General features: G+C 70.5%; 14 protein-coding genes. 2 read left to right on the top strand and 12 right to left on the bottom strand.

Features of this window, described 5'->3' with window-relative positions; genetic code table 11:
• The first annotated feature begins 259 nt into the window (after positions 1 to 259).
• Positions 260 to 1,189: an ABC transporter ATP-binding protein gene (locus ACGLYG10_RS13180; RefSeq protein ID WP_073332920.1), complete on the top strand. Its 930-nt coding sequence runs from the start codon at positions 260 to 262 to the stop codon at positions 1,187 to 1,189.
• Positions 1,186 to 2,025 carry an ABC-2 transporter permease gene (locus ACGLYG10_RS13175; protein ID WP_073332918.1) on the top strand — a complete coding sequence of 280 codons (840 nt, stop codon included), beginning with the start codon at positions 1,186 to 1,188 and terminating at the stop codon, positions 2,023 to 2,025. The genes ACGLYG10_RS13180 and ACGLYG10_RS13175 overlap by 4 nt, the downstream gene beginning before the upstream one ends.
• Before the next feature lie 1,380 nt (positions 2,026 to 3,405).
• Here the strand turns inward: ACGLYG10_RS13175 and ACGLYG10_RS13170 are convergent.
• The 12 genes from ACGLYG10_RS13170 to rpsP all read right to left on the bottom strand — a co-directional run bounded on the left by ACGLYG10_RS13170 (position 3,406) and on the right by rpsP (position 13,858).
• On the bottom strand, positions 3,406 to 3,870 hold the full coding sequence (locus tag ACGLYG10_RS13170) for a GNAT family N-acetyltransferase (protein ID WP_073332915.1): 465 nt from the start codon (positions 3,868 to 3,870) through the stop codon (positions 3,406 to 3,408).
• A 347-nt stretch (positions 3,871 to 4,217) separates the two neighbouring features.
• Positions 4,218 to 5,573, bottom strand: coding sequence for a DNA-processing protein DprA (locus tag ACGLYG10_RS13165; protein ID WP_083565917.1), 1,356 nt, complete (start codon positions 5,571 to 5,573; stop codon positions 4,218 to 4,220).
• Entirely contained in the window at positions 5,570 to 7,144 is a 1,575-nt protein-coding gene (locus ACGLYG10_RS13160) for a YifB family Mg chelatase-like AAA ATPase (protein ID WP_073332913.1), read from the bottom strand. Before ACGLYG10_RS13160 ends, ACGLYG10_RS13165 begins: the two co-directional genes overlap by 4 nt.
• Before the next feature lies 1 nt (position 7,145).
• On the bottom strand, positions 7,146 to 7,556 hold the full coding sequence (locus ACGLYG10_RS13155; RefSeq protein ID WP_073333246.1) for a YraN family protein: 411 nt from the start codon (positions 7,554 to 7,556) through the stop codon (positions 7,146 to 7,148).
• Between the two features lie 143 nt (positions 7,557 to 7,699).
• On the bottom strand, positions 7,700 to 8,005 hold the full coding sequence (locus tag ACGLYG10_RS13150) for a DUF2469 domain-containing protein (RefSeq protein WP_073332911.1): 306 nt from the start codon (positions 8,003 to 8,005) through the stop codon (positions 7,700 to 7,702).
• Between the two features lie 7 nt (positions 8,006 to 8,012).
• Positions 8,013 to 8,885, bottom strand: coding sequence for a ribonuclease HII (locus ACGLYG10_RS13145; protein ID WP_073332908.1), 873 nt, complete (start codon positions 8,883 to 8,885; stop codon positions 8,013 to 8,015).
• Positions 8,882 to 9,715: a signal peptidase I gene (gene lepB, locus ACGLYG10_RS13140; protein ID WP_073332906.1), complete on the bottom strand. Its 834-nt coding sequence runs from the start codon at positions 9,713 to 9,715 to the stop codon at positions 8,882 to 8,884. Before lepB ends, ACGLYG10_RS13145 begins: the two co-directional genes overlap by 4 nt.
• Before the next feature lie 112 nt (positions 9,716 to 9,827).
• Complete coding sequence (gene rplS / locus ACGLYG10_RS13135; RefSeq protein ID WP_073332903.1) at positions 9,828 to 10,178, bottom strand: 50S ribosomal protein L19; 351 nt, start codon at positions 10,176 to 10,178, stop codon at positions 9,828 to 9,830.
• 269 nt (positions 10,179 to 10,447) lie between these two features.
• Positions 10,448 to 11,938 carry a tRNA (guanosine(37)-N1)-methyltransferase TrmD gene (gene trmD, locus ACGLYG10_RS13130; RefSeq protein ID WP_170866526.1) on the bottom strand — a complete coding sequence of 497 codons (1,491 nt, stop codon included), beginning with the start codon at positions 11,936 to 11,938 and terminating at the stop codon, positions 10,448 to 10,450.
• An 83-nt stretch (positions 11,939 to 12,021) separates the two neighbouring features.
• Positions 12,022 to 12,576, bottom strand: a complete 555-nt coding sequence (gene rimM / locus ACGLYG10_RS13125; protein ID WP_073332900.1) for a ribosome maturation factor RimM — start codon at positions 12,574 to 12,576, stop codon at positions 12,022 to 12,024.
• A gap of 600 nt (positions 12,577 to 13,176) precedes the next feature.
• Positions 13,177 to 13,413, bottom strand: coding sequence for an RNA-binding protein (locus ACGLYG10_RS13120; protein WP_073332898.1), 237 nt, complete (start codon positions 13,411 to 13,413; stop codon positions 13,177 to 13,179).
• A 1-nt stretch (position 13,414) separates the two neighbouring features.
• Positions 13,415 to 13,858, bottom strand: a complete 444-nt coding sequence (rpsP, locus tag ACGLYG10_RS13115; RefSeq protein ID WP_073332896.1) for a 30S ribosomal protein S16 — start codon at positions 13,856 to 13,858, stop codon at positions 13,415 to 13,417.
• Positions 13,859 to 14,037: the final 179 nt, after the last annotated feature.

The raw sequence follows: 14,037 nt of genomic DNA, 5'->3' as shown, positions 1-14,037 counted from the left end.
CGCACGCCGCCGGACCGGTCGCCGATCTTGAAGCCGCATAATTCCAACGATTCTGGAATCGAGGGCCGGTGCTCCAAGTATGTTTGTCCCGGATTCGGACAATGTTCGCCCCGACAAGCCAGGGAACACGTGACCAGGCCCGGTGTCCGGCTCACGGACCGGTATTGCCCCTCCGATATTGCCTCGGTAGCGTACTCAGAGATGCACTTCGCGCCCGCCGGGTGCCGAATGGGCACATGCCGTCGGCTCGGGAGGACTCATGTCGGCAGTTATCGCCACTCATTCGCTTCACAAGCGCTTCGGAGACGTGCATGCGGTGCGGGGCATCGATCTGCGGGTCGAGCGCGGCTGCGTGTACGGACTGATCGGCCCCAACGGGGCCGGCAAGACCACGGTGCTGCGCATGCTGCTCGGCATCATGCGCCCCAGCAGCGGCGGCATCTCCGTGCTCGGCGCCTCGCCCACCACGGACCGCCCACAGCTGCGCCGTCGCATCGGCTACCTGCCGGGTGAGCTCAACCTGGGCGAACGCACCAGCGGCGCCGCGCTGTTGAAGCATCTGGCCGAGCTCAGCGGCCCGGTCGCCCCAGGTCGGATCGAGGGCCTGGCCGAACGCCTCGATCTTGACCTGAGTCGCCCGGTGCGGTCACTGTCGAAGGGGAACCGGCAGAAGCTCGGGCTTATCCAGGCGTTCATGCACTCCCCCGAGCTGTTGATCCTCGACGAGCCCACCAGCGGACTGGACCCGCTCATGCAGCGCGAATTCTTGAACCTGGTACGGGAGGCACGCGACGCCGGACAGACCGTGCTGCTCAGCTCTCATATCCTCAGCGAGATTCAGCATGCCGCGGATGCGGCTGCCGTGCTGTCCCACGGCAGCGTTGTGGCCGAGGGCGAGGTCTCCTCCCTGCGCCCGGCGGCCGTATCCCGAGTGCGCGCGGTGCTCAGTGAGGTCACCGCGCGGGAGATTCGCGGCGGCCTGGCAGAGCCCGGGATATTGAGTGATCTGCAGATCGAGCCGGCGCCGGGCAACCAGTTGCGCGTTCAGGGGGCGTTCCGCGGACGGGCGGACGAACTCGTCAAGGCCCTGTCGCGATTCACGGTTCAGGAACTCACGATCGAAGAGCCCGATCTGGAGGAGTCGATCCTCAACCTGTACGCCCAGAAGGAGCAGGAGGAGTCAGCATGAGCGCTTCCAACACGCGGGCCGCCATTTCCGGTGCGGAATCCCGCGCCGCCGTGCCGATCCTGCGCCGGCACCTGGCCGAGGGCGCCCGCTCGCTGCTCGGCTGGAGCGTCGCACTCGCCGCGGTGCTGGCTCTGTACCTGCCGGTCTACCCGTCGCTGCAGACGCCCGAACTCGCGGACATCCTCGACACCCTGCCCACGGAGCTCGTGTCCCTCCTGGGGTACGACCAGATCGCCACGGGTGCGGGCTATGCCCAAGCCACCTTCTTCGGGCTGCTCGGCTTCGCGCTCGGAGCCATTGCCGCCACCGCCTGGGGTGCGCGGTTCATTGCGGGCATGGAGGAGAGCGGACGCCTGGAGCTCACGCTCGCTCACGCCGTGGGCCGCGTGCAGTACGTGGCAGAGACCGCCGCCGCATTGGTCATACGGGTGCTTGTGCTCTCCCTCGTCACGGTAGCTGTGTTACTGGTGCTCAACCCAGTCGTCGAGCTGGCGCTGTCCATCCCCAACGTGCTGGCTGCAACGGCCTCCTGGGCGGGTCTCGCCGTGCTCTCCGGAACTGCCGCGCTGGCGGCCGGCGCGCTGACAGGCCGGAGCGCCTGGTCGCTCGGTGCCGGCGCCACGGTGGCCGCGCTCGGCTACGCATTAAACGCAATCGGCGGCATGTCCGCCGATCTGGACTGGCTCGTGCACCTGTCGCCGTATTACTGGGCTTTCGACGAGCGCCCTCTGAGCAATGGCGTCGACTGGGGCGGCCTGGCGCTGCTATGGGGGTTCAGTGCCCTGCTGGTTGCAGTCGCCTGTGTGGCGCTATCACGCCGCGACATCGGGCGCTGAGACAAGGGGTAGGTGCCGGCTGCGTCCACCACTGGGCGCCGCAGCGCCTATCACCGGGTGGGGAAGCCACGGACGGGTGGGGTCTACTTAGCCCCCTCGGTGTTTACCAAGTCTTCGTGCTTGGGGACGCGACGGGCTGATGGGCAGCGGGTCGCCGGGGGTGGTGGACGCACGCGTGCCAGTTGCGTGGTGCGTGGCGCGATTGGTGGGAGTGCGCGTTGGCTGGGGGTGCGCGCTGGACCGCGGTGGGCCAGGCACGACGGCTCGTGCGTTCGGGTCAACGTTCACGCCTTCGCCTGACGCCGCCCCCGACGCCGCCCTCCACCGGCCCGACATCGTCCCCGCCGCCCCGAGAACGTCCTCATCAGCCCGACAACGACCCGGGCTCGACCAAAACGACCTCGTCAACCCGAAACCCTCCCGAATGTGGAGGGTTTGGGGACGACGAGGTCGTATTCGGCAAACCGGCGCCCGCCGAACACGACCTCGTCAGCCCGAACACGACCTCCCACACCCGAACACGACCACCTGGCGGGCCGGCTCTTGTCGAACAGGGCCCCGAACACGACCACCACACAGCAGCCCGGGCCCGCGCCCATAAACAAACACGAAGAGGCGGATTAGTGGCGCCTTCGGCTTGGCGGTTGTGGTGGGCCGATCCGGGGTGTAGGCCGCAGTGGAATGTCCAGATTCGGCACGAACGGTGCCAGCCGTGTCAACGGCCGCGAACAAAACGTTGAAATCATGCGGATGCCGCATCAGACTGCATCCGCATCGACGGCGTTAGTGCCGAATATGGACATTTCCGGCCTCCGCCCGGCACCACGCAGTGCGCAGCCGCGAGTCCTTCACAACCGTCGGCACCCCACCATCCGCACACCCGTACCCTCCCCGCCATCACGCCCTCGAACGCCAAGAGCCGAACCCGCGCACGGGTGGGCCCGGCGACGACCAGGACGCCCCGATCCGGGGCATGGCGCCGAACCCGCGCCCGGGTGGGTCCGGCGTGAGCACGCGCCGCACGCTCAGTTGTGGAGCTGTTCTAGCGATTTGGCGTTATTACGCGGATAACACATCAACCGGTGAACAGTGCGGCCGGCTCCCATGTGCGGTGATCCCCGCGGCGCACATGGGAGCCGAAGGGCCTCCGCCTGCCCAAAACCAAGAACATTGAAATACCAGGCAAAACCCGCCGACCGGTCGGAGCGGCAAGGTGATCGAGCGTGCGCCACCCCCGGGGCACTCACCCGACCCGCCCCTAACCACCCCCGCCTGGCACCAACACCCACACATACACGCCCACCCGAACCCACCACACCCCAAACAAACACGAAGAGGCGGATTAGTCCCCGCAGGCCGATACGTGCAACCGGCAGAAGATTACCGGACCACCGCTTGGCACCCCTCATACTTCATTTCAATGAAGTCGAAGACTCCCCCGTTGGTAACCTGTTTAAAGGAACGCACTCTACGAAATCCGCTCCGACGGTACACCGCAATTGCACGCTCATTGAAGCAGGCCACGCTCAAGCGAATCTCCCGACCGGGTAGATTCTCCTCCAGCCAGCCCAGATTACACTTCATGAAGCTTAACCCGAGGCCACGACCAGTGAGATCAGGCCGCGTCCCCACCCCAATCTCCAACACGCCTTCACCATCATCGACGTCAGCGGACAAGAATCCGAACAGCTCGCCCCTTGAGCGGACCTGCATGAGGACGTCGGGCCACTTCTCGGGAGTCACGAACTCCTCGTAGTCCTCTGGATCCGCCGTCATGTCATAGAAGTCATACGGTGGTGGATACTTCCAGCCGTCAGCAATCTCCAAAGCAGCCTGGAGGGTCATCGCACTGTACGACAGCTCGAGATGACTCCTACCGCTTCCCCCCAAACATTGCCCCCACCTGGATCACGCCGCGATGATACTCCGAGCCAATAAAGCTGATGCGGCGGTATTCTCGTCCTCCATCCTCGAACTACGACGATGGCTCCTTCCGACTGTGCTCCGTTCATTTGAGCCGAGATACAGAGCACCCTCCAATCGGACGAGTCCGCGAGACGCCGTCACGCCGAGACATAGGGTGGTGAGACTTGTCGGTGCTGGGGCGGTAGGCGGCTACTGGGCATTGACGAGGGGTGGTCCGGTAAGACTCGTCGGTGCTGGGGCGGCAGCGGTGCCAACCGGCATCGAGTTCACCGGTGCCCGCGGGCGCGGCGCCAGGCGGCGCCACGGCGTTCCACCCGGCCCTCGAGTTCCAGCAGTCCCAGGGCGGCGATGGTCTCGCGTTCGGTGAGCCCGGCGGCGCGCACGATCGACTCCACGCTGGCTTCGGCGCGGGCGGGTAGCGCGTCCAGGACGACGGCCGCGGGCCCATCCAGGCCGTCGAGCAGCCCGGATCCCGCATTGGCGGGGTCCGCGGCCTTGGCCGCATCGGGGTCGGTGGCTCCCAGGGGTGCGACCAGTTCCAGGGCCTCGTCGGCGTCGGTGACGCAGACGGCGCCCTGCCGCAGCAGCCGGTGACAGCCCACCGACGCCATGGAGGTGACCGGCCCGGGCACGGCCCCCACCGGCCTGCCCACCTCCAGGGCGTGATGGGCGGTGGACAGGGCCCCGGACCGCCAGGCGGCCTCTACGACGACGGTGGCGTCGCTCATGGCGGCGATCAGCCGGTTGCGAGTCAGGAAGCGGTGGCGGCCGGGCTGGCAGCCGGGCGGCACCTCGGCCACCAGGGCACCGGTGGCGATGACCTCCTCCAGCACGTCGGCGTTGCCGGCCGGGTAGAGCCGATCCACTCCCCCGGCGGACACAGACACGGTGACGCCGGTGCGCAGGGCGCCACGATGGGCGGCGGCGTCGATGCCGAAGGCGCCGCCGGAGATGACGACGACACCCTTCGCTGCCAGCCCACTGGCCATATCGAAGGTGACGTGCTCGCCGTAATCGGTGGAGGCGCGCGCCCCGACCAGCGCCAGCGCGCATCCGGCGCCGGGGCCGTCCGGCACCAGATCCTCGCGGGCCCGCGGCAGGGCGACGTCGGGCGCGCCACGGCGGGCGACGAGTAGGGCGGGATCGCCGCGCACCCATAGGCAATGGGGTGGGCGCTCCAAGTCGTTCAGCCCCGTGGGCCACCCCGGGTCGGTGGGGATGAGCAGGCTGCCGCCGAGGCGTTCCAACACATCCAGTTCGCGGCGGATGTCCAGGCCTTGCAGGCGCGGGGCCCAACGGGCGGCGGCCGTGGCCCAGTCCGCACTGGCGCGGGCGGCGTCTCCGTGGGGCGGCAGCGGCGGACGTGGGGCGGGCCGGGGCTCCCCGTCGGCGTCGAGGGCCTCATGGGTGAGCCAGTCCAGGGCGGCGGTGGCGCCGAGGCGGCCGACCAGGGCGCAGGCGTGGGCGTCTGCGGGCTCGGCGAGCCGCGACCAGGTGGCCCGGGCCAGGGCCTCGGCGTCGCCATCGACAGTGGCCTCGACGCCGACATCGGAGGCGGGCGGTGGGTCCGCGCAGGCGACGTGTGCGGTGGAGCCGGCGGCGGATGTGTTCGCGGCTCTCATGGGCGGGCTCCTCTCGTGCGCAGCGCCAGAGCGGCGCCGATATCGGTGGGGGTGGGCGCGGGGCGGGCGCCGAGGTCGGCCAGGGTCCAGGCCAGCCGCAGCACCCGGTCGACGCCGCGCAGGGTCAGGTCGCCCCGGTCCAGGGCGGTCATGAGCGGGGTGAGCAGAGAGGGGTCGGTGCCGGAGGCGGGCGAGCGCAGCCAGCCCCCGGGGACCTCCCCCATCAGTCGCCAGGGGGTGTCGGCCAGCCGCCGGGCGGCCCGTGCGCGCGCCTCGGCGACGCGGGCGGCGACGACGGCGCTGGGCTCGCCGGCGGTTCCGGCGGCCAGGTCATCGGCGGTGACGGCGGCGACCTCCACCTGGATGTCGACCCGGTCCAGCAGGGGGCCGGACAGGCGGGAGAAGTAACGGCGCCGCTGCAAAGAGGTACAGGTGCACTCCAGACCACGCCCCGTGGCGCGCCCGCAGGGACAGGGGTTGGCTGCCAGCACCAGTTGAAAGGCCGCCGGGTAGGTGGCGCGCCCGCCCACCCGGTCGATGGTCACCACTCCGGACTCCAGCGGCTGGCGCAGGCAGTCGAGCACGCCGGCGGAGAATTCGGGGGCCTCGTCCAGGAACAGCACGCCGCGGTGGGCGAGCGACACGTCACCGGGGCGGGGTGTGCCCGTGCCGCCGCCCACGACGGCGGCGCGCGTGGCGGTGTGGTGGGGCGCGCGCAGGGGCGGGCGGGTGAGCAGGCCGGCGTCGGCGTTGAAGGTTCCGGCCAGGGAATGGATGGAGGTGACGGTGACGGCGTCGTCGGGACTCAGGGGCGGCAGGATGGAGGGCAGGCGCTCGGCGAGCATGGTCTTGCCGGCGCCCGGCGGGCCGATCAGCAGCAGGTGGTGTCCGCCCGCGGCGGCGACCTCCAAGGCATGACGCGCCTGGGTCTGTCCCACCACATCGGCCAGGTCGGATTCGCGCACCCGGTCTCGGCCTCCGGCGGGGCGGGGAGCGTGGGCCGCCTCACGGCGGGCGCGGCGCATGAGTTCGCGGGCCCGACCGGGCAGCTTCCCGCCGTAGCGCTCCAGCAACTCGCCGATGTGACTGACGGCGGTCACGTCCACGCCCGGTACCAGGGCCGCCTCCCGGCCCGCGCCGGAGGCCACCACCACCTCGGTCACGCCGGCATCGGCGGCGGCGCGCACGGCGGGCAGGATGCCGCGGACCGGGTGGATGGAGCCGTCCAGACCGAGTTCCCCGATGTAGACGGTGCGGGCCATGTGGGCGATGGCACGAGCCGGCAGCTGGCCGCGGGCGCCCAGGACCGCAAGCGCCAGGGCCAGGTCGAAGCCGGTCCCGGTCTTGGGCAGGTCGGCCGGAGAGAGATTGACGGTCAGCCGGTGCTCGCCCCAGGTGACTCCGCAGGTGGACAGGGCGGCCCGGACGCGCTCGCGCGACTCGCGTATGGCCGCGTCCGGAAGGCCGACGAGGGTGAATCCGGGCAGTCCGTGAGCGGAGTGGGCCTCCACGTCCACCAGGTGTCCGGCCAGTCCGGTCAGGGTGACGGCAAGGGTGCGTGCCAGGCCCATTTCAATCCCCCACTCCCCGGTGGTGGCGCAGCAGGGCGGGACGGCCGGCACGCAACTGAACGGAGACGACGTCGAGGCGCAGCCCCGCGTGCGGCACCGGGTGTGTGGCGGCCCAAGCGACGGCCAGGGTGCGCAGGCGGGCTAGCTTGCGCGCGTCGACGGCCTCAGCCGGCGGTCCGGCGACGGCGGAGGTGCGGGTCTTGACCTCCACGATCACCAGCGTGCCGAGGCCGTCGGGATGTGGTTGCAGGGCAACGATGTCCACCTCGCCGCGCAGGCAGGGGCCGGGCCGCCAGTTGCGGTCCAGAATGCGCCAGCCAGAGTCGCTCAGATAGTGGGCGGCAATGGCTTCGCCGCGCTGACCGATGAGCCGGCGCGGGTCGGTCGGCGTAGTGGTTGGTGCTGGTTGCATGGGCTTGACCTCCACCACCAGCGTGCCCGTGGGGGCGTGGCGGGGCCAGCGCGCGATTTGATCTCTGTGGATTAGGGGTGCACGAACGATGCCTGTGGGATCTGGTGAATCCTCCGCGCGGTCATTTCAGGGCCGGCGGCCGGTCAGGAGGGGATGTCCATTTCCGGCTTGGTCAGCTCCTCGACGTTGACGTCCTTGAAGGTGACCACGTGCACGGACTTCACGAATCGGCTGGCCCGGTAGATGTCCCACACCCAGGCGTCCTCGAGGGTCAGCTCGAAGAACACCTCGCCGCCGTTGGTGCGCACCTGCACGTCCACGGCGTTGGCCAGGTAGAAGCGGCGCTCCGTCTCGACGACATAGGAGAACAGGGAGATGACATCGCGGTACTCGCGGTACAGGTCGAGCTCCAAGTCGTTCTCATACGACTCCAGATCTTCAGCACTCACCCGTCCATCATGCCCAATGGGCGTCCCTTCCGGCAGCAGGTCCCGCGGGCGCGTCGGCCACAGCCACGGTCCGGGTCGGCGCCTGTACCGGGGCGGCGGCGCGCAGCGGCGCGGGGTCGGCCCCGGCAGCCCGGGCCGTGAAGCGATCCAGTCCGGGCAGGTGCCAGGAGCGGCGGTGCTGATCGCTGGCGCCCAGGCGGGCCAGGCCCTCGATGTGGGCCGGCGAGGTGTAGCCCTTGTTGCGGGCCCAGTCGTAGCCGGGGTCGGGCAGGGCGGTCATGAGCGCGTCGCGCTCCACCTTGGCCAGAACGGATGCGGCGGCCACCACCGCGCAGTGAGCATCCGCCTTGACGGAGGTGTACACGGACGGGATGGGCCGCGCGGCGGACGCTACTGCAACGGACGCGGCCGGCCCCACCGGCGTCACCGCAGCCGGCGCCGTGGTCTGCTCGGCCGCGTCGGCCGGGGCAGGGCCGGTGGGAGGGCGCAGCCAGTTCATGGTGCCGTCCAGGATGATGGCGCCGGGCAGGTGACCGCGTAGGGCGACCTCGGCCAGGGCCCGCTGCCCGGCCAGTCGCAGTGCGCCGATGATGCCGACGGCGTCGATCTCCGCAGGCGCGGCGTGACCGACGGCGTGGTCAACCGCCCAGGCGCGGCAGGGCTCCACGAGCGCCTCCCGACGGCGGGGCGTGAGCTGCTTGGAGTCGGCCAGGCCCGCGGGGAAGGCAGCAGGCGTGGCCCGGGAGACGACGGCCAGGCCGACGCTGACGGGTCCGGCCAGGGAGCCCCGGCCGACCTCGTCCATGCCACCGACCAGCGGATAGCGGACCAGCAGCCGCTCCTCCAGGGCGCGGTCCGGCAGGATGCGGGCGCGGGTCACGGACCGGTCCCGGCGGTGGTGCTCGTGGCGGCGTCGGGAACGGCGTCGAAGGCGCCGCCGTCGTCAAGGGTCTCCAGGCGTGACAGCGGCCAGAGCACGACCTTGGCGACCCCGACCACGTCGTCCAGCGGGACGAATCCGCCGTTGGCGTCGTCCTGGTGGAAGCGGGAGTCGGCGGAGTTGGCGCGGTTGTCGCCCATCACCCACACATAGCCGTCGGGGACGGTGACGTCGAAGGCGACGTCGGAGGCGGAGCGGCCGGACTTCAGGTAGGGCTCGTGGACCTCGACGCCGTTGATGGTCAGCGACCCCTCGCCGTCGGCGACGATGCGGTCCCCGGCGACGCCGATGACGCGTTTGATCAGGTGGTGGCCGGAGTCCTCGGGCAGCAGGTGCAGGACGATGAGTGCGTCCTGGACGAAGCCCCTCAACCCGGTGGGCTCGGTGACGGTGAGCCAGTTGTCCGGGTCGGTGAATACCACGATGTCGCCGCGGTCGACGTCGTCGGCGTCGTACATGGTCACGGCCACCCGGTCGCCCTCAAGCAGGGTGTCCTCCATGGAGCCGGAGGGGATGCCGAAGGTCTGCACCACGAAGGTCTTGACCAGGGCGACGACCACCAGCACCGCGAGCACGATCAGCAGGGTGGAGCCGCGGCGGCGCGGCGCGGGCTCGGCTTCGGCCCGCTCGGGTGCGGCCAGTGGGGTGGGCCGGTGGACCGGCTCGTAGGAGGGGGGCAGCTCGTCCGCGCCGTCGGTGGCATCCGCGGCCGCGGGAGCGGAGGTACCGGCTTCAGGCAGGTCTTCGGCGTCTTCCTGCGGTGCGGTCACCGTTTCCCTCTCGAATAGTGGCTGGGCGGTTTCAGGGTTGGGGTCGGGTGGATGCGCCGGTGCCCGGGACCCGTGGGCCCCGGGCACCAGGGCTCGGAAGTGTTCCGGGCCGTCAGTTGGCGCGGTACTCCTTGATCTTGGCGGCCTTGCCGTGCAGGTTGCGCAGGTAGTACAGCTTGGCGCGGCGCACGTTACCGCGGGTGACGACCTCGATCTTCTCGATCGTGGGGGTGTGCAGCGGGAAGGTACGCTCCACGCCGACGCCGAAGGAGACCTTGCGGATGGTGAAGGTCTCGGAGACCCCGGATCCCTTGCGGGCGATGACGACGCCCTGGAAGACCTGGATGCGGCTGCGGGACCCCTCCACGACCTTGACGTGCACCCGCAGGGTGTCGCCGGCCCGGAAGTTGGGGATGTCGTCGCGCAGGGAGGCGGCGTCGATCTCGTCGATCAGGTTGGTCATTGATTTCTCTCCACGCCCGTGCCACTGGTCAGCGAGCGTTTAACAGGCGGCGCCGCCGGCCGGGGTGCCGGTCGGGCGGCTCGTGCCGCATGCGGATGCCAGCGGGTCCTACTCCTGACCGCCTCCCCAGTGGCAGGGGCGGTCCGAGGCCCGAGGCCGGTCCAGTCTGCCACAGGGGCCGCGCCGTCAGAGGGCTACGACGGCGCTTCGTGCCGGATTTCACGTCCGCCGGCTGCGCGGTGCGCCTCCCGCCGGCGGCCAGGTAACGTCTACGCGGCCGTTTCCTGCGGGTTAAGGGCCATGACGACGTCGCGGCAGCGCTCCCCGCCGACCTCGTAAGTGCGGGTACCGACCTTGCGGAAGCCGGCGCGCCGGTAGGCCTTCTGGGCGCGGCGATTGGCGTCATTGGTGCCCAACCACAGCGCGGTGACCCCCATGGTGGCGGCATCACAGACCGCCTCTGCCAGCAGGGTCGGGGCGATGCCGGAGGCACGCAGGCGGGCGTCGACGTACACCTTGGACAGTTCCGCAGCCAACCCACCGACGTCGTCGGGGCCGGTCGGGACGCCGACGGAGGGCGGGCGCGGGTCGAGTCCGGCGGGAAGGGCGCCGGCGGCGTCGAGGGACTCGGCGACCACCGCGCTGTAGCCCACCAACGCGCCGGGCGGCAGCGCCGAGGTGCCGGGGACCTCGGGGGGCGCGGGCAGGCCGTCGGGCAGCTCGGCCACGGTCAGGACCACGCGCGGGTCCGCCAGCCAGGTGGCCAGGCGCTGAGGGGAAAGATTCACGGCAATGTGGGCGGCGATCTGTTCGCTCGTCAAGAAGCTGGGGCAGGCGTCGGGGAAGGTGCGCGCGGCCAAGTCCGCGAGCGCAGGCAGATCCGCTTCCAGTGCGGGACGCACCACCAACGGCACCGGGTGGGAGGCGCCGGCCGGCGCGACCCAGCCGTTGCGGGTCAGGGCGGCGCGGTCGCCGGCGTCCAAGCGGGCCGGGTCCAGTCGGGCCATTAGGTCGGGGCGGCGCACGGCGGTGCGGGCCACCGCCTGGTCACGACGGTGGCGATCGATGCGGGCGTGGTCGCCCGACAGAAGCACCGGCTCGGTGGCGGCGAGGTCCAGGCCGCGCCAGGCCACGGGGCGGGTGTAGACGGGGTACTCCAGCAGGCCGGCGCCCGTGTGGGACTCCTCCACGATCGACTCGGGATTGCCCAGCACACCGGGGCGCAGGCGGGCGATAGCCTCGATCATGACCAGGACGGCGGCTTCCCCGCCGTTGAGCACATAATCGCCGATGGAGAGCTCATGCACCTCCACGCCGGACGACGCGTAGTGCTCGGCCACGCGGGCGTCGATGCCCTCGTAGCGGCCGCAGGCGAAGACGAGCTGGTCGGCGCCCGCCAGGTTCTCGGCGGTGCGCTGGGTGAACAGTTCACCGGAGGGGGTGGGGATCACCAGCACGCGCCTGGGGGCGGGCAGGCTCGCAACCTTCGTGGGCTCCGCGACCTCAGCGCTGGCCGGGGCGGCGGGCAGAGGGGCGGCCAGCACGTCGTCGAGGGCGGAGCCCCACACGTCGGGTTTCATCACCATGCCGGCGCCACCGCCGATGGGGGTGTCGTCCACGGTGCGGTGGCGGTCGTGGGTCCAGTCACGCAGGTCGTGGACATGCAGGTCCAGCAGCCCGTCGGCGTGGGCTCGTCCGATCAGGGACAGGTCAAGCACGCGCAGGTAGTCGGGGAAGATCGTCACCACGTCCAGGCGCAGGGGCCCGGAGGCGGACGCCGGGAACGCCTCCGCGACGGGCATCGGGGACGGCGCCGCGACGGCCTCGGTCTGGTCCAGGCGGTTCACCGGGCCTCCTCCGCCTCTCCCAGGCCGGGGAACAGGCCGCCGGGCGGGTCGATGGTGACGGTGCCGGCGTCGGGGTCGATCTCGGGGACGAGTTGCTCGACGAAGGGGACGGACACCTCCTGTCCGTCGGGGGTACGCACCAACAGGCGGTCCTGGGCGACACCCGGCTCCAGGCCACTCACCTCCCCCAGCTCCTGGGTGCTGCCGTCCGCCAGCACCCGGATGGCCCGCAGGCCGATCAGCTCGTGGGCGTACCAGGCGTCGTCGTCCTCCGCTTCCTCGGCGTCCGTCTCCACCAGCAGCTTCACCCCGCGCAGGGCCTCGGCGGCGGTGCGGTCCGGGGCCTCGACGAAGGCGGCGTACCAGCGGGTGCCGTCGAAGCGCAGCCGGGAGACGGTCAGGTGTCCAGCGGCAGCGGGGCCGGTGGCGGGATCGACGGGCAGCACACTACCGGGGGCGAGCCGGCCCTCGGGATCGTCGGTGCGGATTTCGAGGCGCACCTCGCCCTTGAGGGCGTGGGCGGGGCCGATGACGGCGACGGTTAGCAGCACGCACCCAAACCTACCGTGCGCGTCACCACCGCAAGCACCACCATGCGCGCCACCACCGCAAGCACCACCATGCGCGTCACCACCGCAAGCACCACCATGCGCGTCACCATCGCAGGCGCCACCACCGCAAGCACCCTCTGCTGCGAGCTTTTGTACCCTGGTGTGCGGCAAATACCCGCACACCAGGGTACAAAGGCTCGTAGTAGGCGCTAGCGCTGGGTGTGCGTGTCAGTTGGTCGTGGTTTGTGTAGGGTGCCCGTCCCGGCTTGATGCAGGAGAGTGATACTGCACGACCTCGGGCCGCGTTCCACGACCTTGGTGCATGTTGCACGACCACCCCGGGGTCGTGGAACGAGCACCAGGGTCGTGCAGTGTCGCCCAGGGTCGTGCAAAAACACGCCCCCCACACGCCGCCGGGCCAAAACACACGTCCGTGCCGACAACCCGACCTAAAGCAACACGTTCGCGCCGATAACCCACCCTCACGCCAATCCTCCGCGTCCGAGTTATCGAGTTATCGGCGGACACTGTTGAAAACGCCGCCGCCCGCATCCCGGGGTGGGATGCGGGCGGCGGCGCTGGTGAGACTTCGCGCCGGTGTCAGCGGCGGTCGGTGTCCACGACGTCCACGCGCACCGGCGAGTCGTCCAGCGCGCCGACGACCGTGCGCAGTGCGCGGGCGGTGCGTCCCGACCGGCCGATCACGCGGCCGAGGTCATCGGGGTTGACCCGGACCTCCAACAGGTCGCCGCGGCGCAGCGTGCGGGCGGTGACGGTGACGTCGTCGGGGTTGTCGACGATGCCGCGCACGAGGTGTTCGAGTGCGTCGGCAAGCACGTCAGGCCTCCTCGGCGGGGGCCTCGGTCGGCTCCTCGTCCGCGGCGGCCGCCTGGGCCTCGGCCTGCTTGACGGCGGCGTCGGCCTTGCGCTTCTCGGCGTCGTCGGCAACGGCCTTGACGGCGGCCTGCTTGGCGGCGACCTCCGCCTCGGCGTCCTTGACCTTCAGGCGGGGCTTAACGCCCTTCAGGCCCTTGAAGGTGTGATAGTCGCCGGTGATCTTGAGCAGGTTGAAGACGGCGTTGGAGGGCTGTGCGCCTACGCCGAGCCAGTACTGGGCCCGCTCGGAGTCGATGCGGATGAGCGAGGGCTCCTGCATCGGGTCATAAACGCCGATCTCCTCGATGACACGGCCATCGCGCTTCTTACGGGAGTCGACGACGACCACCCGGTAGAAGGGTGCGAACTTCTTGCCGAGGCGCTTGAGGCGAATCTTGACTGCCACTTGGAAAAAACTCCTGGTTCTCGATGGTTTGGCCCATGCCGATTCCCGGTGGGGTTACAGCAACGGGGGCCGGTTAGGGCCGAGACGCGATCGCACCGGGAGAGGGACCGGGAACGGTCGAGTACAGCCGTGCATTCTGCCAGAGCGACGCCGCCGCATGCCAGCCGTGGGACGCCCGC

This window comes from Actinomyces glycerinitolerans (assembly GCF_900098745.1).
Classification (GTDB): domain Bacteria; phylum Actinomycetota; class Actinomycetes; order Actinomycetales; family Actinomycetaceae; genus Actinomyces; species Actinomyces glycerinitolerans.
This window is presented reverse-complemented; position numbering and strand designations above follow the sequence as displayed.